Genomic DNA, 19,722 nt, shown 5'->3' with positions numbered 1-19,722 from the left:
CCTTTCCCGGTGGTCGGTGAGGTCTGTTCAGCTGGGGTCGCGGTCGAAGAGGCGGAGCGACCAGACGAATCCGAGGACGGCGATCCCCGTGCTCCACGCCACCGCCATCCAGCCGTTGTGCCCGATCTCCGTGCCGGTCAGCAGTCCGCGCACGGTCTCGATGACCGTGGTGAACGGCTGGTACTCGGCGAACCAGCGGATCCAGGACGGCATCGAGTCGACCGGCACGAAGGTGCTGCTGACGAAGGGCAGCAGGAACGAGATCGGCAGCGGGGCGTTGCTGGCCCCCTCCGGGGTCTTGCTGAGCAGCCCGAGGGCGACCGACAGCCAGGTCAGGCCGAGGACGAAGAGCAGGAGCAGCCCGCCGGCCGCCAGCCACTCCAGGGGGCTCGCGTCGGGACGGAAGCCGATGGCGAGGCCGACGGCGGTCACCAGCACCAGGTTGATCACTGTCTGGATGACACTGCCGACCACATGGCCCACCAGGATCGACGCCCGGGAGATCGCCATCGTGCGGAAGCGGGCGACGATGCCCTCGGTCATGTCCGTGCACACGGCGACCGCCGTCGGCACGCTTCCGGTGCCCGCGGTCATCAGCAGGATGCCGGGGACGAGGTAGGCGAGATAGGCGGTACGGCCGCCGCCCTGGCCGATTCCGGCGCCGAGCGCCGAACCGAAGACGTACACGAACAGGAGCAGCAGGAAGACGGGGATGAGCGCGACCTGGAGCGTCATCGAGGGGTAGCGGCGGGCGTGCAGCAGATGGCGCCGCAGCATGGTGAGCGAGTCGCGGACGTGCGGGGCGGGCGGGGCGGCGGCGGTCATCGGGCCTGCACCTTCTCGTGCTCGGGGCGGTCGGTGACCGCGAAGAAGACGTCGTCGAGGTCGGGGGTGTGCACGGTCAGGGAGTCGACGTCGACGCAGGCGCCGTCCAGGACGTCGAGCAGGCCGCGCAGGGCGTGCACGCTGCCGTCACCGGGGACCTGGAGGGTCAGCGCCTCGTCGTCGCGCAGTCCGAGGCCCAACACCTCGGCGGCGCGGGCGAGTTGAGCCGGGTCGAGGAACCGGAGCCGGACATGTCCGCCGGGCACCAGACGCTTGAGCTCGTCCGCCGTGCCCTCGGCGACGATCCGGCCGTCGCTCAGCACCGCGATGCGGTCGGCGAGCTGGTCGGCCTCCTCCAGGTACTGCGTGGTGAGGAAGACGGTGACCCCGCCGTCGACGAGTTCACGGATGATCTGCCACATGGTGTGCCGGGAGCGCGGGTCGAGACCGGTGGTCGGCTCGTCGAGGAAGATCACCTCGGGGGAGCCGACGAGCGTCATCGCGATGTCGAGGCGACGGCGCATACCGCCCGAGTAGGCGGCGGCGGGCTTCTTCGCGGCCTCCGACAGGTCGAAGCGCTCCAGGAGTTCGGCGGTGACCCGCCTGCCCTCGGGGCGGGGGAGGTGGTGCAGATCCGCCATGAGCGCCATGTTCTCCTCGCCGGTGATCAGGTTGTCGACGGCGGAGAACTGGCCGGTGACGCCGATCGCGGCCCGTACGGACTGCGGTGCGGCGGCGACAGAGTGCCCGGCGACCCGGGCCTCGCCGCCGTCGGCGCGGATCAGGGTGGAGAGGATCTGGACGGTGGTCGTCTTGCCGGCTCCGTTCGGGCCGAGCAGCGCGAAGACCGTGCCGCGCGGGACGTGCAGATCGATGCCGTCGAGGACGACCTTGTCGCCGTATGCCTTGCTCAGGCCGGTGGCCTCGATGGCCGGTGGTGTCGTCGGGTTCATGCCGCAGAGCGTGCGGGACGCCGGATTCAGAGCGGCTTCACCGCGGTTTCAGCGGGCCGGAGGGCCTGAAACCCGGGCCTGGGAAAGGGCGGGCCGCCGGCCGGTGCGCACGGCCTTCAGCAGCGCGGCGGCGCCCAGCAGCATCAGGAAGACCAGGATCGGGTCCGGGTTGGTGTCGCGGTTTGACGGCGACCGCGATCGGAGTGAGCGTGAGCGCGGCGATCGTGCCGGCCACGACTCCGAAGTCCCGCTTGACCAGCCGGTACAACAGAGCCACCGAGCCCGTCCCGACGGCCACCATCGGCAGCATCAACTGCCAGGTGCCGTAGCCGAGGACCCGGGCCGACAGGCCCCTCACCCACAGCGCGAACGGCGGCTTGTCGACGGTGATGGAGCCGCCGGAGTCCAGGGCACCGAAGAAGAACGCCTTCCAGCTCCTGGTGCCGCGTTGGACGGCAGCGTCGTAGAAGGTGTCGTCGTCTCGTCCATGGGCATGACCATCCGGGCCGTGCCTGTGGGATCACTGAGCGTGTTCCGAGCAACCGATGCCAAGCCTGGTCCGGATCTGGCCAAACTTCCGAAGGAAACCCGAAACACAGGAGGTCTAGACTCTGCCTGCAACTGCCCAGACCGAAGGGTGTACGGCGTCTTGATACGCATAGATTCAGTCACCAAGCGCTACCCCGACGGTACGGTCGCGGTCGACAACCTCTCGCTTGAGATACCCGACCGCTCGATCACCGTCTTCGTCGGACCGTCGGGCTGCGGCAAGACGACGACCCTGCGCATGATCAACCGGATGATCGAGCCCAGCGAGGGCACGATCACCCTCGACGGCAAGGACATCACGCAGCAGCCGGTCAACACGCTGCGGCGGTCCATGGGTTACGTCATCCAGAACGCCGGCCTCTTCCAGCACCGCACGATCGTCGACAACATCGCCACCGTGCCCCGGCTGCTCGGCTGGAGCAAGGACAAGGCGCGGGCGCGGGCGCGGGAGCTGATGGAGCGGGTCGGACTGGACGGCGCGCTCGCCAAGCGGTACCCGTACCAGCTGTCCGGAGGCCAGCAGCAGCGCGTCGGCGTGGCCCGGGCGCTGGCCGCGGATCCGCCGGTACTCCTGATGGACGAGCCGTTCTCGGCCGTCGACCCCGTGGTGAGAAAGGGCCTGCAGGACGAACTCCTTCGTATTCAGGAGGAGTTGGGCAAGACCATCGTCTTCGTCACCCACGACATCGACGAGGCTGTCAAGATCGGCACGATGGTCGCCGTGATGCGCACCGGCGGTCACCTCGCCCAGTTCGCACCGCCCGCCGAGCTGCTGTCCGACCCCGCGGACGCGTTCGTCGAGGACTTCCTCGGCGCCGACCGCGGCATCCGGCGGCTGTCGTTCTTCTCCTCCACCGGACTCGACCTGCTGACCACCCCCGTCGTGGCCGTCGACGCCACCGCCGAGCAGATCGCCGAGCGCAGCGCCACCGGTGCGCCGTACCTGCTGGTCACCGATGTGGACGGCAAGCCGCTCGGCTGGAGCGAGCCGGGTGCCCTGACCGCGGGGGACGTCGACGCCGCCCGACTCCTGGCCTACGGGCGCCCCTTCGAGCACGGCAAGGACTCGCTGCGCGCCGCGCTCGACTGCGCCGTGCTCTCGCCCACCGGGTGGGCCGTGGCGGTGGGCGCCGACGGCCGGGTCGCAGGCGTCGTCTCGCAGCAGACCATCGGGGAGGCCATCCGCGCCGCCCACGCGGAAGGCCGTACGGAGAAGGTCGTCGGATGAGCGGCGGCTTCTTCGACATCCCGAGCGACCTGCAGAACACGTACTGGGGTCTGGTCGGCCTGCATCTGCGCGAGGCGCTGATCCCGGTGGTGGCCGGGCTGGTGGTGGCGCTGCCCATCGCCCAACTCTGCGTCCGGCTGCGCTGGCTGTACCCGCCCGTGCTGTGGGTGACGACGATCCTCTACGCGATCCCGTCGCTCGCCTTCTTCGTCGTCCTCATCGACTACACCGGCCAGACCGAGACGACGGTGATGATCCCACTGGGCGTCTACAGCCTGGTGGTGTTCGTCCCGGCGATCGTGGACGGTGTCAGGTCCGTGCCGCAGGAGACCCTGGACGCGGCCACCGCGATGGGCCTGGGGCCGGTACGTCGCTACTTCCAGGTCCAGTTGCCGATCGCGGCGCCCGCGATCATCGCCGGGCTCCGGGTCGCGACCGTCTCCAGCATCTCCCTGGTCAGTGTCGGCATGCTGATCGGCAACCAGGGCGGGCTGGGCAATCTGCTCAACGACGGCATGATCTACCACCAGCCGCGCCTGGTCTGGCTGTCCGTCGTCGGCACGGCCGTCCTCGCCATCCTCGCGGACGCCCTGCTGGTCCTCCTACGCGTGCTCGTCACGCCCTGGATGCCGCGCGGCACCCGCAAACCCCGCCCCGTCGACGAACCCGAACCGATGCAGGTCGCACTGGAGGACACCGCCCGATGAACGTCCTCCACTTCATCAACGCCTTCTTCAGCGACAGCGCCCACTGGCACGGCTACGACGGCATCCCCACCCGGCTGCGCGAGCACATCCAGTACTCGCTGACCGCGCTCGCCATCGCCGCCGCGATCGGCCTGCCGGTGGGCCTGCTCACCGGCCACACCGGACGCGGCGGCAACACCGTGGCGTTCGTCGCCACCGCCGGCCGGGCCCTGCCCAGCTTCGGCCTGCTGGTGCTGATGTTCGTGCTCCTCGGGCTCGGCCTGACGCCGGTGATGATCCCGCTGGTCGTCCTCGCCGTGCCGCCGATCCTCGTCACCACCTACGAGGCGGTGCGCTCCGTCGACCCGTCCCCGGTGGACGCGGCCCGCGGCATGGGCATGGCCGAGCCACGCATCCTCTTCCAGGTCGAACTCCCGGTCGCCCTCCCCCTGATCCTCAGCGGCCTCCGCTCGGCGGCCATCCAGATCGTCTCGACGGCCACCATCGCCGCGTACGTCTCGCTCGGCGGCCTCGGCCGGTACATCGTGGACGGCCTCTACCAGCGCAACTACGAGAAGGTGGTGGGCGGCGCGAGCCTGGTCGCCGTACTGGCACTGCTGACGCTGGGGCTCTTCGGGCTGGTGGCACGGTTCACAGTGTCACCGGGGGTACGCAGAAGCGCCCCCTAAGGGGCGCGGGGCTGCATCGATCAGCGGCTCCGCCGCGGGGCGCGATCAGCCCCCACCGGCCCGCGGACGAACAAGGACCGGTGAGGGCGTCACCCCTCCGTGCGCGCCAGCGCAAGCTCAAGCACAACCAACAAAGCGTCCCGCACAGACCCCCGCTCCCGCGCATCGAACACAATCACAGGGACGCGCTCGGCAACGTCGAGAGCCCACCGCACCTCGTCCAGCCCATGCTCCACCTTCCCGTCGAAGGCGTTGACGGCGACGGCGAACGGGATCTGGCGGTGCTCGAAGTAGTCGACGGCGGCGTAGCAGTCGTCGAGGCGGCGGGTGTCCACGATGACGAGGCCGCCGACCGCGCCCTCCACGATGTCGTCCCACATGAACCCGAACCGCTCCTGGCCGGGCGTGCCGAACAGATACAGCTTCAGCGTCGGGTCGATGGTGATGCACCCGAAGTCCATCGCCACCGTGGTCGTGGTCTTCGCCGGGGTGTGGCTGAGGTCGTCCACGCCCGCCGCGACCTCCGTGATGGCGGCCTCGGTGGTCAGCGGCTCGATCTCGGAGATCGCACCCACGGCGGTGGTCTTGCCCACGCCGAAACCGCCCGCGATCACCATCTTGACCGGCAGCGGCGGTCGTACGGCGGCCCCCTGGTCGGCCGGGGCGAGGGCGGCCGGTTCAGTCGGTGTCACGCAGTACCCCTCGGGAGTTCGGGATGGCACGCAGGCCATCGATCACCCTGCGCAGGACGGATGCGTCGTGGGTGACGTCGACGTCGGGCACGTACACCGCCAGATGCCCTGCGGCGCGCAGGTCCTCGGCGAGGATCCGCACGACGTTGAGATGCAGCCGCAGCCGGGCCGCCAGTTCCGCGACGGACTGCGGCAGCCGGCAGGCGGCGACGATGTCGTGCTGCTCGAAGGAGAGCCCGTCGAGGACGGCGAGGCCCTCGGCGGTGGCCACCACCTGGGTCTCGACCGGCATCGGCCGGTCGGACGCCGTCGGCGCCACCCGGCCGGCGGTGACCAGGAACGGCCGTACGGCGGGGGCCGGACCGACCGGGTCCGGGCCCGGAGGTGGGGAGCCGTCCGCCATGGGGTCGCCGGTCCCGGTCAGAGGGCCGTCGGCGAGCCGACGCTGTTCTTGAGCGCGAGCACCAGCTGCGGGCTGAGCGCGCTGCCGGCCCGATTGGCGAACAGGGTCATCTCGTAGGCGATGTTGCCCAGCTTGGCCTCCTTGTCGGTGACGACGCCGAGCACGGCGCCGCTGCCGATCGCGGAGACCAGGACATGGCCGCCCTCCAGGTCGATGATGACCTTGTTGAGACCGCCCAGACCGTAGTTGCCGGAAGCGCCGGCGGCCAGGCTGGTGATGCCGGAGACGATCGCGGCCAGCCGCTCGGAGTCCGCGTGCTCGCGCAGCTCGGACACGGCGATGAGCAGCCCGTCGGACGAGACCGCGATGGCGTCGACGACGCCGGCGGTCTCCGTCGCGAAACGGTTGAGCAGCCAGGTGAAGTCGGCTGCGGCGGCCTGCAGTTCGGCGGGCGTGGCGCCAGTCGGCGTACTCACTGCTCGGCTCCTTCCGGGAGGTGCTTCTGGTCGTGCGGGTCGGTGGTCGCGGGTAGGCTGCCGGCGGCGCTGTCGCGGTGCGCGCGCTCCACGGCCGCCTCGAACTCGTCCAGCGCGTCCCGCACGGCGTCCGCATCGGCCGGCCGCAGGGCCTGCCGCGCCGCCTGCTGGGCAGCGGCGTCGACGGTCGTACGGAGAGTGGCACCTCGGACACGGCGGCGCAGGGGCCGCGAGGAGCCGTCGCCCAGGGGCGCCCGGCCGGTCCCGGCCGGGGTGGACTGCGCTGTCGGGCCCGGGGTGACCTGGGAAGACGATACCGCCGTGCCAAGTCCCGCAGTACGGCCGGGTGTTGCGTCCTCGGACCGGGAGTGGCTCACGTCGCTGAACGCCTCGGTACGGGTGTGCGCGGCCGAACCGCGCTCGGACGGGGCAGGTACCGCGGCCACACCGGATGCGGTCGGCACCTCGCCCGCTGCCGTTCCTGGCACGGGAGCGGGCGGTGCGGCGTTCGGTGCCGCCTCCCTGAGGGGTGTGCTGGGCACCTCGTGAGCTGACGTGTCCGAGGTGGGTGCGCTCGGTGCGGCGTTCGGCGCCGCCCTCACGGGGGTCGCGGTTGAAGCCGTGTCCGCTGCCGTGTCCGCGGTCGGTGCGGTGGGCACCACGTCCGTTGCCGTGCTCGGCGCAGGTGTGGTCGCGCTCGGGGTCTCGACAGGGTCCGCCTCCCGGCGGGGCACCCGGCGCGGGAGCGGCCCGGGGTGGTCGGGGTGCGTGGCGTCGGCCGGCGCTGCGGCTGCTTCGGTGACGGCGGCGGACCGGCGCGGGCCGGACACGTCACCGGACGCGGCGCCGGGCACCGGCAGTTCGGCGGCCGCCCGCCCCGCTGTCGCTTCGCCCCGGTCCACCGTGGTACCGACCGGGCTCATCGTCAGCAGCAGTGACGACGGGACCGTCACCTCCGCCGTCAGGCCGCCGCCCGGTGTGCGGGACAGCAGGACGCTGACGTCCCAGCGGCGCGCCAGGGTGCCGACCACGAACAGGCCGAGCACCTTCGTCGGCACCACGTCGAGGCGCTCGCGGCGGATCAGCCGGGCGTTCTCCTCGGCGAGCCGCTCGGCGCTCATGCCGAGGCCGTGGTCGGAGATGACGATGGAGGCACCGCCCGAGAGGGCTGCTTCCTCGCCGGAGGTGTCCCGTACGTACACCTCGACCGGGCTGCCCGCGGGCGAGAACGACACGGCGTTCTCCAGGAGTTCGGCCACCATCAGCGTCAGGTCGCCGATGATGTCGGGCTCCACCATGACCTCGGTGCGCGCATGCAGCCGTACCTGCTGGAAGCCCTCGATCTGCCCGAGCGCGGCCCGTACGACGTTGGTGAGGGCGGTGGGACCGGAGTCGAGGACCGTCTCGCGGATACCGGCCAGCAGCATCAGGCTGTCCGCGTTGCGACGCAGACGCACGGCGATGTGGTCGATGGAGTAGAGGCGTTCGAGGAGGGCCGGGTCGGTCTCGCCGCGCTCCACCGCGTCGATCAGCGCCAGTTGACGGGTCGTCAGGTTGCTGACCCGGCGGCCGACGTTGCCGAACATCTCGGCGATGTTGCGGCGGCTGAGCACCTGCCGCTCCAGCAGTGCGATCGAGGTGGTCTGCACGCGGTTGAACACCTCGGCCAGCTCGCCGATCTCGTCGCGTGCGGTGACCGGCATCTCGCGCAGCTTCGGCGGGCTGTCGTCCTCGGCGTCGTCGTCGGCCACCCGGGCCAGTTCCCGGCCCGCCACCTCGGCGACCTCCTGCGCGGCTTCGGTGAGGGCCTGCACCGGCCGGACCACCGAGCGGCGCACCAGCACCGAGAAGGCGAGCCACAGGACGAAGCCGAGCAGGGCCCCGGCCAGCAGCAGCCCCGCGCGCCACCAGGCCTTGGTGGATGCGTGGTCCGCGCCGTCGGCGATCTGGCCGATGAGGGACGAGGTGATCTTCAGCCGGGCCGCGGCCTGCTCCGGGTAGGCGGGATAGTCGCTCAGGGCGTCCTGGAACGCGGCCTTGATCTCCGCCGGTGTGGTGGCCTGCAGGGTGCTGGGAGCGACCTGCAGCTCGGCGTACGCCTGGGCGATGGCCCGCTGCGCGGCGGTGTGCTCGATGCCGGAGAGCTCGTCGGCCTGCTGCTCGGTGGCGAACCGGGAGAAGCGTTCGGCCTGGTTGGTGTAGAGCTGGTACGCGCCGACCGCGGTCGTGAACTCGATCTGTGCGTTGGTGTCACCGGTCGTCGCGGAGAACACGCCGGTCTCGAAGGAGCCGTGCGCCGCGTCGGCGCGCAGCAGCGAGTCCAGCAGGTTGCCGGTGAAGGTGGTCGCCAGCTCCGCGTTGCGGTCGAGGCCCAGACCGGCGATCACGGTCCTGGCGGCGTTGTCGTAGGCGGGGTCGATGTTGCTCGCGGGCAGATAGCTCTGCTCGACCGTCCCGCGCAGACTGGTGAGGCCCTCGACCTCCTTCAGCGCCTGCTCCTCGCTGTCCGGCAGTCCGTCGCCGAACGACGTGCGCACCCGCGCGATCTGCGTGTCGACCGCGTCCTGCGCCTTGCGGTAGGCGATGAGCGTGGACTGGACGCCGTGGCGTCCCGCCTCGTAGCGGACGGAGAGCAGGATCGCCAGCTGGTGTTCGCTCTCCAGGTCGTTGACCAGCGATGCCACCTGCTCGCTGTTGCGCACGAGGTCCGCCGCGGACGCCGCGTCCCGCGCCTGGCCCACCTGGCCGGCGATGAGATAGGAGAGCAGGGCGGCCACGACCGTCAGGGGTACACCGACCAGGAGGTTGAGCTTGCGCCGGAACGACCATCGGTCGGCGAAGCCCCGTATGCCGGCCACCGGGCCTCCTTCATCTTCATGCGGGGTCTCGACGCTCGCGATCATGCGGACTGACCGATTCTGATCGCCAACTGCGTGGAGACTATCGTCTCATTGAACGATCAAGCACGTTGCCCTTAGTCAAGAATCGATTACAAAGAGCCCCCGGATCGATCCCAGCCTGTTTACACAGAATTCACAACTGATCACGCATTGACGCCAATTGGTGACCCGGCTGCTCTTGACTGAGTAAGAACAGGCTGGATTGGATCAGTTCCAGAGCTTGCTTCTCATCAATCCCCAAGGTCCGGAACGGGAATCGTGACTTCCAACAGCCCACGCAGCAGGTCCATCAGGAGCTACCCCGCGGCGGCCGTCGCGCTTGCCGCGACCACGGCCCTGCTGGCGGGATGTGGCTCCTCCGACGGCAACAAGTCCTCCGATCCGCTCCAGGGCGGCGGGAAGTCCGACGGCAAGACCGTCGTCGTCGGCTCGAACAACTTCGCCGAGAGCATCCTGCTCGCCGACATCTACGGCGAGGCCCTGAAGGCCAAGGGTGTCAAGGTCACCTACAAGCCGAACATCGGCAGCCGTGAGACGACGTACGGGCTGCTGAAGAACGGCTCCATCACCGTGCTGCCGGAGTACAACGGCGCGCTGCTGGCCTACCTCGACCCGAAGGCCGCACCGAAGACCGTCGAGGCGACCACGGCCGCGATCGAGGCCAAGCTGGACTCCAAGCTGACGCTCCTCGACCCCGCCTCCGCGCAGGACAAGGACTCGGTCACGCTCAACAAGGCCACGGCCGACAAGTACAAGCTGACGGCCCAGTCCAGCATCGCGGACCTCAAGGGCATCGCGAAGGACCTGACCATCGGCGCTTCGCCCGAGTTCCAGACCCGCCAGCAGGGCCTGGTCGGCCTGAAGTCGGTGTACGGCCTGGAGTTCGAGTCCTTCAAGGCGCTGGACGCGGGTGGCCCGCTGACCCAGGCGGCGCTGAAGAAGAACACGGTGCAGGCCGCCGACCTCTTCACCACCGACCCGACCATCGTCAAGGAGAAGCACGTCGTCCTGCAGGACCCGAAGAACCTCTTCGGCTTCGAGAACGTGCAGCCGCTGGTTTACAAGAGCGGCCTCTCCTCGGCGGGCTCCGCCGCGCTCAACGCGGTCTCGGCCAAGCTCGACACCAAGGCTCTGCTGGACCTGGACTCCCAGGTCCAGCTCGACAACAAGGACCCGCTGGACGTCGCCAAGGCCTGGCTGAAGTCGGTCGGCCTGGGCTGACCCCCCGGACGAACACGACGCGGGCGTCCCCACTGAGGGGGCGCCCGCGTCGTGTGCGCGGGACCGCTCAGTAGCCGACGTAGAAGGTCGCGTCCTGCTTGTCGGTGGTGGTCGCGACCGGATCGATGCGCAGGACGTAGTCGTAGTGGCGGATGTACCGGGTCGGGTTGTTGTACGAGCGGAAGGACGCCCAGGAGGAGTCGGCCAGGCCGGCCGTCCTGTAGAAGGTCGCGTCCGCGGCGAATGTCGACGTGCCGTCGTTCACGTCCAGCTGGAGCGCGTAGTTGTAGTGCCGCAGATAGCGGGTCGGGTAGTTGACCGACTGGAACGAGACGCCCGAGGAGTCCGCAAGGCCGGGCACCAGCTTCCACTGGGAGTCGGTGTACGGGTCGAAGGCGTACGGGTCGATCCGGCCGACGTAGTCGGCGTGCCGGACGTAACGGGCCGGGTAGTTGTAGGACTTCAGCCGGTTCCAGGCCGGGGTGCCCCACTTGGCGAGCAGGTTGTTGTACTCGGTCGAGGTGATCGGCTGGATGCCGCAGTGCTTGGAGTTGAGCGGCTGGGTGTAGAGCTTCTGGTCGAGGGCCGTCCAGGTGCCGGCCGCCAGGCTGCTGGTCTGCCAGGCGTAGAAGACGCCGTTCGGCGACCAGGTGTCACCCCAGAGGTACCAAGTACCGCTGGAGCCAAGGGACTTGACGAGGGTCGGGGCCTCGGTGCCGTTGTGTGAGACGGCGGTGCTGAACTCGGTGAAGCTGCCCGGGTCCAGTGAGGTGGAGTGGGCGCCGACGAGCGTGTTGTTCTTCTTGAAGTAGAGGTAGTTGACGCCGTTCACGCCGATCGCGAGGTCGCCGTCGATGACGTCGTAGCCGGGGTCGAAGAAGACCTGCGGGCTGCCCGCGGTCACGAAGTCGCCGGTGTAGTTCACCATGATGACGTTGTGGCCGCTGGAGTTCACGGCCGAGTAGATCACGCCGTACGTACCGCGGCTCGCGTCCCAGTAGGCCTCGGGCGCCCAGCTGTGGGTGTTCATGTCGTGCAGCTTCATCCGCCGGTAGCCGGTGAAGGTGCGCAGATCGGTGGAGTCCCAGACGTGGATGTACTGGCTGACGTACGTCCAGTCGGTGCCCTTGAGGTCGGTGGCGAGTACGACGAACGTGCCGTCCTGCTTACGCAGGATGAAGGGGTCGCGCAGGCCCGTGGAGCCCGCGGTCGGGGTGGCCACGGGGGCGTTCTGGTTGAGCGGGGTCCACTGCAGGCCGTCGGGGCTGACGGCCAGGTGCAGGCCGTAGTCGGCGGCCAGCATGTCCGGCGACTCGGTGAAGTAGCACATGACGTACGCCGAGTTGGTGGCGGCCGCGGCGGACCCGGAACCGAGGGCCAGAGCGCCGGTGGCGGCGAGCGGGACGGTCGCCGCCATACCGAGGAAGGAGCGGCGGGAGGGGTGGGGGTGCTCGGGGTGCGGCGTCGCGTTCATGCGTCCTCCTGGTCGATATCTCGAACCCAGTTCGGTAAATCGATCAGAAGTTAAGGATGTGGTGCGTGTGCGTCAATGAGACGGTCGGGTTTGGCTGGTTTTCGCCGTTCACTTCTCCGTTTGCCGTGAACCACCTGTGTGGACCGCCGCCGCGATCAACTGGTCGATGAGGGCGATCAGTACGTCCCGGGACGACTCCCGCTCGCGTGCGTCGCACAGCAGTACCTGGACATGGTCCGGGAGGGCGAGCGCCTCGCGGATCTCGTCGGGCGGGTAGGGATGGTCGCCGTAGAAGCCGTTGACGCCCACCACGAAGGGGATGTTCCGGCGTTCGAAGAAGTCGATCGCGGCGAAGCTGGTCTCCGGACGGCGGACGTCGATGAGGACGACCGCGCCCAGGGCGCCCAGGGCGAGGTCGTTCCACATGAACCAGAAGCGCTGCTGGCCGGGCGTGCCGAAGAGGTAGAGGACGAGGTCGCTGCCGATGCTGATGCGGCCGAAGTCCAGGGCCACGGTGGTGGCCCGCTTCTCCTCGATGCCGTCCAGGTCGTCCACGCCCAGGCCGGCCGCGGTCAGGGGTTCCTCGGTGCGCAGCGGGGCGATCTCACTGACCGAACCGACCATGGTGGTCTTGCCGACGCCGAAGCCGCCGGCGATCAGTATCTTCACCGTGTCGGGCGCCGCCCGGGTGACGAGATCAGAGCCGGCCAAGGCCGTCCCTCACTTTCTGCAGCAGGTCCAGGTCTTCCGGTTTGCAGGAGACGGGGTGCGGGGGGCGGGCGGTGATACGGCCGCTCTCCAGCAGATCGCAGAGCATGATCACGACCACGCTCACCGGCAGGTCCAGCAGTGCGGCGAGTTCCGCGACGGCGACCGGCTCGGCGCAGCGGCGCAGAATGCGCTGGTGCTCGGGCTGCGGTCGGGTGGCCCAGGTCGGCGGCGGGTCCACCGCGGTCACCGTCGTGATGAGCGTGAAGTCGGCACGGCTGGGCCGGGTCCGTCCTCCGGTGAGCGCGAACAGCCGTACCAGACGACCGTCCGTGTCGCCTCCGCTCACCTCACGCGCCGGACTCGACGGTCGGGCCGAGACCCGCCCTCGGGGCCGCGCTGAGGTGCTCGCCGATCTTCTTCACCAGCATGTTCATCTGGTACGCCACCACGCCGACGTCCGCGCCCTGGCTGGTGAGGACGACGAGATGGGCGCCCGGGCCGGCCGAGGTCAGTATCAGATAGCTGTGCGCCATCTCGATCAGCGCCTGCCGCACCGGACCACCACGGAAGTCCATGCTGACGCCCTTGCTCAGGCTCATCAGACCGGACGCGGTCGCCGCAAGGCGCTCGGCGTCGTCGCGCAGGAACCCGGTGGACTTGCTGACGACCAGCCCGTCCTCGGAGAGCACGACGGCGTGGTTCACCTCGGCGACCCGCTCCACGAGTCCGGTCAGCAGCTGGTCGAGCTGGGTATGGGTGGCTGGGATGGGGCGTGTCATGGCGGTGTTCCTTCGTCAGCTGTCGGCGGGCGGGACGGTGGTGCCTTCTGCGGTCAGGTGCGCACCCGGTTCCCGAGTGACGGGTGCGTCCTCCTGGCCCTGGTCGTACTGCGTCTGGGTGTCGTCGTCACGCGCCTGGAGCGTGCCGCGCTGGAAACCGGCCAGCGAGGCGGCGGCCCGCTCGGCGGTGAACTCCTCGGCGTGACCGTTCTGTTCGCCGCCCGCGGGCTCCTCTCGCAGCTCGGCGGCCAGGCTGGTCTGGGGGACGCGGCGCGGCAGCGGTGCGAGGCTGTCGCGCCGGGCGGAGGGCTCGGGCGCGGGGGCGGGGCGCACCGCAAGGGAGGGGTGGGGCTCCCGCACCGGCTGAGCGGGCTCCTCCGCAGCGGTCGGCTCCGCCACGGCAGGGGCGTCCTTTGAGGAGGCCGGGACCGGCTCACGTACGACGATCTCGTGCGGGAGCAGCACGATCGCCGTCGTTCCGCCGTACGGCGACGGACGCAGCGTGACCGCGATGCCGTGCCGGGTGGCGAGGCGGGCGATCACGAACATGCCGAGCCGGAGGTCGTCGGCCAGCGCCACCACGTCGAACTGCGGCTCAACCGCCAACTGCGCGTTGAAGGAGGCGTAGTCCTCCTCCGACAGACCGAGGCCGCGGTCCTCGACCTCGATCGCCAGGCCCTTGGCGACCAGCGCGGCCCGCACCCCGACCGGGGCCGGCGCGGGCGAGTACGCGGTCGCGTTGTCGATGAGTTCGGCCAGCAGGTGGATCACGTCGGCCACCGCGGGCGGCGCGATGCACACGTCCTCGTCGGTGTGCACCTCGACGCGCTGGTACTCGGCGACCTCGCCGACGGCGCTGCGCAGGATGTCGATCAGCGCGACCGGCTCCCGCCAGCTGCGCCGCGGCTGCTCGCCGCTGATGATGACCAGGTTCTCCTCGTAGCGGCGCAGCTGGCTGGCCGTGGAGTCCAGCTCGTACAGGCCCTTGAGGACGTCCGGGTCGGAGTGGCTGCGCTCCAGCGCGTCCAGCTTGGTGAGCTGCAGATTGACCAGGTTCTGGCTCTGCCGGGCGATGCCGAGGATGACCTTCTGGAAGCCGCGCCGGGTGTCGGCGAGTTCGATCGCGGTGTGCACCGCCGTGCGCTGCGCCTTGTTGAACGCCCGTGCCACCTGGCCGAGTTCGTCCTGCCCGTAGTCGAGCGGCGGGGTCGCCAGCTCCGCGTCGACCTTCTCGCCCCGGTCGAGGCGGGCCACGACGTCCGGCAGCCGTTCCTCGGCCAGGCTCAGGGTGGCCTCCCTGAGGCCGCGCAGCCGCCGCGACAGGGACCGGGTGATCCGCCAGGACATGCCCACGCACAGCAGCAGCGCGATCAGGCCGCCCGCGCTCAGCGAGGCGGCGGTGAGCAGCAGACTGTCGGATTTCTCGGCGCTCCGGTCGAGCAGCCCGGACGTCTGGTGCTCGATCAGCCTCGTGTACTCGTCACCGACCTTGCTGAACGCGGCCGCCCACTGCTTCTGCGCGGCGGGCAGCGGGACCTTCCCGCCGACGGCGGACGACCGGGCCGCGAGCACCTGGTCCTCGATGTTCTGAATGGTCTGCCATTCGGGGCTCTGCAGGATCCGCTCGGTCTCGGTCTTGGTGCTGCCCGTCAGCGAGGGGACGATCTGGTCCTGGACGAGCCACCGCCGGGTGTTCACGAGCTGTGCGAACGTGGTCCAGGTCTTCTCGGGCAGGTGCCCGCTCGGCCAGGCCATGGTGAGCTGGGTGTCCTCCTGGGAGGTCAGCTCCGCCGCGTGCTCCAGCGCGACGAGCGGGCCGGCCTGCGAGGTGAGGTCGCCGTCGTCGACCTGGGAGAGAGCCTGGAAGGCGTGTATCTGGTCGTCGATGATCGAGCTGTACTGGTCCAGCGCCTGCGCGGCCGTGATGTCGGTCGGGCTGTCGACCTGGCCCCGGTAGTACTCCAGGCTGCCCACCGAGCCGACGACCGAGTACAGCCGGTCCGAGATGCGCGCGGGCGCCTTCTTGATCGCCTCGGCCTGCCCGACCAGCCTTGCGACCGCCCTGTCCGTCTCCTTGCGCTGGGCGACCAGCGCCGTGCGGGAGCCGCGCGGGTCGCCGGCCACCCAGGCCGCCGACAGGCTGCGCTCCCGCTGCAGCGTGAGCGTTGCTTCCGTGCCCATGGCCCCGGTCGACCGGCTCAGTTCGGTCTGCCCCCGCAGCCGCAGCCCCTCGTCGAACATCTGCGTGGTCGTCAGGGCCCACATCGCCGCGAGGGTGACGCCGGGCACCAGGGCCAGCAGGATCAGGGAGAGACGTATGGAGCCGAGACGGCGCCGGGCACCTGTCCGTGGAGACATCGTCGTCCTAGGCGGTCAGCGGAGCGGAGGGGGACGGAGGGGGACGGAGGGGGAAACACGGGGGTGGCCGTGAGCGGGGAGAGAAGGGGTGGACAGGATGCTATCCGTACAAGTGACCGCACGTGCCACAGGTCCTCGAATCTTTCGCGACATTGCTGTACGAAGTGTCGCTCGGCGTCCGGCTCAGCGTGTGCCCCGCGCCGCGTACCTGGCGACCGAGGCCACGTTCGCCTTGGTCACGAAGGCGGGACCGGTGAGCACGGGTGACACTCCGCCGCCGCTGGTGTTGCCGTTGGTCCTGTACAGCCACAGCGCGTCCACGGCGAGATAGCCCTGCAGATACGGCTGTTGATCCACCGCGAACTGCACGTCACCGCTCTGGACCGCCTTCACCAGGTCCTGGTTGAGGTCGAAGGTGGCGACGCGGGCCCTGCTGCCCGACTGCGCCACCGCCTTCACCGCGGTGAGCGCGAACTGGGCGCCGTTGGCGATCACTTCGTCGATCGTCGGGTCCTGCCGCAGCCTGGCGGTGATCGCGGCGGCGGTCGCGTTCGCGTCGGTGCCCTCTACGTAGAGCATCTCGGTCCTGCCCTCGAAGGTCTTCTTCACGCCGGCACAGCGGGCCTCCAGGGCGACGTTGCCGCGCTCGTGGATCACGCACAGGGCGTGCTTGGCCCTGAGGGCGTCCAGCTTGTCGCCGACGGCCCGCCCGGCGAGGCTCTCGTCCTGCCCGAAGAACTCCAGCACCCCCTCGGACTGCCAGGAGTCGATGCCGGAGTTGAGGCCGACCACGGGTGTGTCCGCGGCCCTGGCCGCCGCTATCGGGCCCTTCATGGCCTGCGGCTTGGCGAGCGTCACCGCGATGCCGTCGACCTTCTGGCGGATCGCGTCCCGCACCAGTTCGGCCTGCCCCGCCGCGTCGGAGTCATTGGCGTAGGTCAGGTCGATGTCGTCCTTCGCCGCCGCGTCCTCGGCGCCTTTCTTCACCAGGTTCCAGAAGGTGTCGCCCGGCGAGGCGTGCGTGACCATGGCGACCTTGAGACGGGCGGTGCCCGCCCTGCCGACACCGTCCTTGGCGGAGCCGGACGTGGCGCCGGCCGCGGAGCAGCCGGCCGCGAACAGGCACACGGCCGCGGCCAGGGCGGCGACGCGCGCGGATCTGTGGGGAGCGGAGGGTGGGGGAGGAGTGTTCATGAGGGTACGGCACCTCGCTGTGCGGCCGAGCAAGCGGAACGGCGAGAGGAGTCCCCGAACAGCGTCCGACACGTCGTACACCGTCCGGATGACTCTCACTGGCCGGAGCCAATCGCGTGTGACCGCCGGTAGTCAAGTGATCAGCAACATGGAGTGAGTTGTTGCTCCCGCATCGTGATGATGCGTGACGTCCGGCAGGGGGCTTCCACGGCCTGCGGGCCGAGACGGGGCTGGTCACGGCTTCCGGGCCACCGCCCCGTACATGGCGATGTCCTCGTCGCGGATCGGTTCGCCGTCCGTCCCGTCCGGATGCCATCTGTGGACCTGGACGATGCCCGGCGCGACGAGTTCGAGGCCCTCGAAGAACTCCTCGGCCTCCGTGAGGGTGCGCAGCCGCATCGGCATGCCGCGGGCCGCGTACTCGCGGGCGACCCGGCCGACCTCCTCCGGCGCGACCTCGGCCGTACCGATGGACATCGCCAGAAAGCTGCCCGAGGGGAGCGGCGCGGCGTGCGCGGTTCTCGTGTCGATGCGGCCGATCGGCCGGGCGCTGTCCTCGGGCACGGCGGCCCCTCCCGTGACATCGTCGATCTCCACGAAACCCCGACAGTCAGCCTTGTCAACTCGCGGGCCGCGCAAACCACTTGGGGCACAGCAGTCACAGGTTCGCCCTCCGCCGGCGCTGCGAGCGGTGTCTCGACGACGCCGACGTGCTCGGGCCCGGGCAGACCGGCGGGCTTGGCGAGCAGGCGCACTTCTCTCACGCGCTACGGCATACGAGCCCCGTCCCGCGGTGTGGGAAATCGACAGGGCGCAGGGCGCTGATGGAAGAAATCCACCATCTTCCTGCTCTGGCTGGAGCCTCCTGTTCACCCCGCCCCACGCTGAGCCGTGGTCGGCCCGAGGCTCCGTCGACCGGGGCCGGGCCGGCGTGTCTGCAACGGTGGAGAGGAACCCCCATGACTGCTGAGCGTGTGCTCACGCCGACTCCCACGGCGTACCGATGGCGGTGGCCGGCGCTCACCGCCCTGCTGCTCGGTGAGGCGATGAATCTGCTGGACGCGACCATCGTGCAGGTCGCCGCGCCGGCGATCCATGCGGATCTCGGCGGGTCGGTGTCCGACATCCAGTGGTTCACGACCGCATACACCCTGCCGTTCGCCGTGCTGCTGATCACCGGCGGTCGGCTGGGCGACATCGCCGGACGCAAGCGGCTGTTCGTGATCGGTGTCATCGGATTCATGATCGCGTCCGCCGCCTGTGCCGTGGCGCCCTCCGTCGGTCTGCTCATCGCCTTCCGGGTGGTGCAGGGGGCCGCGGCGGCCGTGATCATCCCCCAGACCATCGGTCTGATCAAGACGATGTTCGCCGGGCCCGAGATGTCCAAGGCCCTTGGCAGCATCGGCCCGGTGATGGGCCTGGCAGCCGTCTGCGGTCCGGTGCTCGGCGGGGTGCTCACCCATGCGAACCTGTTCGGCTCCTCGTGGCGCGCGGCCTTCCTCGTGAATGTTCCCGTGTCACTGGTCGTGCTGGCGATCTCGCCCAGGCTGATGGAGAACCGCGCCCCCAGGCGGCCCACCCTCGACCTGACCGGCACCCTGCTGGCCATGGCCGGCATCGGGCTCGTGGTCTACCCGCTGATCGGCGCCGATCTGTCGGCCATGTCGGGGTGGAGCCGGGCGGCCGTCGCGGCCGGGCTGTGCCTGATGGTGGTGTTCGCGCTGCACCAGCGGTCGGTGGCGGCCGCCGGGCGCAGCCCGCTGGTGGAGCCGAGTCTGTTCGCCCACCGCGGCTTCCCCGCTGCCCTGGTGACTTCGACCGCGTTCTTCGCCGTCACCAATGGCCTGATGATGGTCATCGTGCTCCAGCTGCAACTGGGCCTGGGCACGGATGTGTTGAAGGCGGGCCTGACCCTCGCGCCGTGGTCGGTGGGGCTGGCGGTCGCCTCCTGGGTGGCCGGCGCGCACCTCGTCAAGCGCTACGGGCACCGCATGATGTCCCTGGGGCTCGCCGTGCTGCTGGTCGGCGCGCTCGCCGCCATCGCCGTGTACCACGCGGCGGACGCGGACAAGTACCCCACGCCGCTGCTCTTCGCGCTCGCTGGCGTCGGGCTCGGCGCGGGCCTGTTCAGCCCCGCCTTCTTCACCATCGCCCTCAAGCCGCTGCAGCCCCAGGAGATCGGCTCGGCCGCCGGTCTGCTCAACGCCGTCCAGCAACTGGGCGCCACGCTCGGTGTGGCGGTCCTCGGCAGCGTCTACCTGGGCAGCGCCCGCTCCGGCGACGCGTCCTCGGCGCTGCACGCCGTCCAGCTGGCGTTCTGGGGCGCCGTCGCCCTGGTGGTGGTGAGCTTCGCGACGAGCCGCATGATGATCGACAGGAACGCGCCGGCGGAGGCCGGGACGGGACATTAGCGGAGCCCTTTCACCCGGGGGGGGGGGCGGGTCGGCGGATCAGCGCAGGGACGAGGGGGGGGGGGGGGGGCGCGCGGGGGGGGGGGGGGGGGGGGGGGTTGTGGGGTGGGGTTTTTATGAGGAGATGGGAAATTTAAAGATGGAAAATAAGGTTTGATAATAATAAAAAACTG

17 protein-coding genes and 2 pseudogenes are annotated in these 19,722 nt (G+C 70.0%); 5 read left to right on the top strand and 14 right to left on the bottom strand.

Features of this window, described 5'->3' with window-relative positions; genetic code table 11:
* Positions 1-27: 27 nt before the first annotated feature.
* The 3 genes and pseudogenes from ACWDAG_RS18430 to ACWDAG_RS18420 form a co-directional block, all read right to left on the bottom strand.
* Positions 28-825: an ABC transporter permease gene (locus ACWDAG_RS18430; protein ID WP_450696633.1), complete on the bottom strand. Its 798-nt coding sequence runs from the start codon at positions 823-825 to the stop codon at positions 28-30.
* On the bottom strand, positions 822-1,778 hold the full coding sequence (locus ACWDAG_RS18425) for an ATP-binding cassette domain-containing protein (RefSeq protein ID WP_450696632.1): 957 nt from the start codon (positions 1,776-1,778) through the stop codon (positions 822-824). Before ACWDAG_RS18425 ends, ACWDAG_RS18430 begins: the two co-directional genes overlap by 4 nt.
* Positions 1,779-1,874: 96 nt before the next feature.
* Positions 1,875-2,253 (bottom strand): annotated as a pseudogene (locus ACWDAG_RS18420) (ArnT family glycosyltransferase); the annotation flags it as partial.
* 174 nt (positions 2,254-2,427) lie between these two features.
* Here ACWDAG_RS18420 and ACWDAG_RS18415 point away from each other — a divergent pair.
* From ACWDAG_RS18415 to ACWDAG_RS18405, 3 genes are read left to right on the top strand one after another with little or no spacing between them, the layout of a single operon-like run.
* On the top strand, positions 2,428-3,555 hold the full coding sequence (locus ACWDAG_RS18415) for an ABC transporter ATP-binding protein (protein ID WP_450696631.1): 1,128 nt from the start codon (positions 2,428-2,430) through the stop codon (positions 3,553-3,555).
* A complete protein-coding gene (locus ACWDAG_RS18410; RefSeq protein ID WP_450696630.1) occupies positions 3,552-4,262 on the top strand; it encodes an ABC transporter permease in 711 nt (236 codons plus the stop codon). The genes ACWDAG_RS18415 and ACWDAG_RS18410 overlap by 4 nt, the downstream gene beginning before the upstream one ends.
* Entirely contained in the window at positions 4,259-4,930 is a 672-nt protein-coding gene (locus ACWDAG_RS18405) for an ABC transporter permease (protein WP_450696629.1), read from the top strand. The genes ACWDAG_RS18410 and ACWDAG_RS18405 overlap by 4 nt, the downstream gene beginning before the upstream one ends.
* Before the next feature lie 89 nt (positions 4,931-5,019).
* Here ACWDAG_RS18405 and ACWDAG_RS18400 read toward each other — a convergent pair whose 3' ends face one another.
* From ACWDAG_RS18400 to ACWDAG_RS18385, 4 genes are read right to left on the bottom strand one after another with little or no spacing between them, the layout of a single operon-like run.
* Positions 5,020-5,622 (bottom strand): GTP-binding protein, encoded by a 603-nt coding sequence (locus tag ACWDAG_RS18400; protein WP_450696628.1) that lies wholly within the window; start codon positions 5,620-5,622, stop codon positions 5,020-5,022.
* Entirely contained in the window at positions 5,609-6,025 is a 417-nt protein-coding gene (locus ACWDAG_RS18395) for a DUF742 domain-containing protein (RefSeq protein WP_450696627.1), read from the bottom strand. The genes ACWDAG_RS18400 and ACWDAG_RS18395 overlap by 14 nt, the downstream gene beginning before the upstream one ends.
* 17 nt (positions 6,026-6,042) lie before the next feature.
* Positions 6,043-6,501, bottom strand: a complete 459-nt coding sequence (locus tag ACWDAG_RS18390) for a roadblock/LC7 domain-containing protein (protein WP_450696626.1) — start codon at positions 6,499-6,501, stop codon at positions 6,043-6,045.
* Positions 6,498-9,404: an ATP-binding protein gene (locus ACWDAG_RS18385; RefSeq protein WP_450696625.1), complete on the bottom strand. Its 2,907-nt coding sequence runs from the start codon at positions 9,402-9,404 to the stop codon at positions 6,498-6,500. The genes ACWDAG_RS18390 and ACWDAG_RS18385 overlap by 4 nt, the downstream gene beginning before the upstream one ends.
* A gap of 255 nt (positions 9,405-9,659) precedes the next feature.
* On the opposite strand from ACWDAG_RS18385, the gene ACWDAG_RS18380 reads away from it, so the two are divergent.
* Positions 9,660-10,622 (top strand): ABC transporter substrate-binding protein, encoded by a 963-nt coding sequence (locus ACWDAG_RS18380; RefSeq protein WP_450696624.1) that lies wholly within the window; start codon positions 9,660-9,662, stop codon positions 10,620-10,622.
* Between the two features lie 67 nt (positions 10,623-10,689).
* On the opposite strand, the gene ACWDAG_RS18375 is transcribed toward ACWDAG_RS18380, so the two are convergent.
* The 7 genes and pseudogenes from ACWDAG_RS18375 to ACWDAG_RS18345 form a co-directional block, all read right to left on the bottom strand.
* Positions 10,690-12,096 carry a glycoside hydrolase family 43 protein gene (locus ACWDAG_RS18375; protein WP_450696623.1) on the bottom strand — a complete coding sequence of 469 codons (1,407 nt, stop codon included), beginning with the start codon at positions 12,094-12,096 and terminating at the stop codon, positions 10,690-10,692.
* Positions 12,097-12,204: 108 nt separating this feature from the next.
* Complete coding sequence (locus ACWDAG_RS18370) at positions 12,205-12,807, bottom strand: GTP-binding protein (RefSeq protein WP_450696622.1); 603 nt, start codon at positions 12,805-12,807, stop codon at positions 12,205-12,207.
* Positions 12,794-13,153: a DUF742 domain-containing protein gene (locus ACWDAG_RS18365; RefSeq protein WP_099931996.1), complete on the bottom strand. Its 360-nt coding sequence runs from the start codon at positions 13,151-13,153 to the stop codon at positions 12,794-12,796. Before ACWDAG_RS18365 ends, ACWDAG_RS18370 begins: the two co-directional genes overlap by 14 nt.
* Before the next feature lies 1 nt (position 13,154).
* A complete protein-coding gene (locus ACWDAG_RS18360; RefSeq protein WP_232647052.1) occupies positions 13,155-13,586 on the bottom strand; it encodes a roadblock/LC7 domain-containing protein in 432 nt (143 codons plus the stop codon).
* A gap of 15 nt (positions 13,587-13,601) precedes the next feature.
* The gene (locus ACWDAG_RS18355) at positions 13,602-15,944 is read right to left on the bottom strand and encodes a nitrate- and nitrite sensing domain-containing protein (RefSeq protein WP_450696621.1); all 2,343 of its coding nucleotides are present in this window, start codon (positions 15,942-15,944) and stop codon (positions 13,602-13,604) included.
* A 183-nt stretch (positions 15,945-16,127) separates the two neighbouring features.
* Entirely contained in the window at positions 16,128-17,138 is a 1,011-nt protein-coding gene (locus ACWDAG_RS18350; RefSeq protein WP_450696620.1) for a substrate-binding domain-containing protein, read from the bottom strand.
* Positions 17,139-17,372: 234 nt separating this feature from the next.
* A pseudogene (locus ACWDAG_RS18345) lies at positions 17,373-17,642 on the bottom strand (SAM-dependent methyltransferase); the annotation flags it as partial.
* A gap of 455 nt (positions 17,643-18,097) precedes the next feature.
* On the opposite strand from ACWDAG_RS18345, the gene ACWDAG_RS18340 reads away from it, so the two are divergent.
* Positions 18,098-19,549, top strand: a complete 1,452-nt coding sequence (locus tag ACWDAG_RS18340) for an MFS transporter (RefSeq protein ID WP_450696619.1) — start codon at positions 18,098-18,100, stop codon at positions 19,547-19,549.
* The last annotated feature ends 173 nt before the right edge of the window (positions 19,550-19,722 follow it).

This window comes from Streptomyces sp. NPDC001157 (assembly GCF_053598255.1).
The sequence above is the reverse complement of the archived record's forward strand: the minus strand, read 5'-3'. Positions and strand labels throughout refer to the sequence as shown.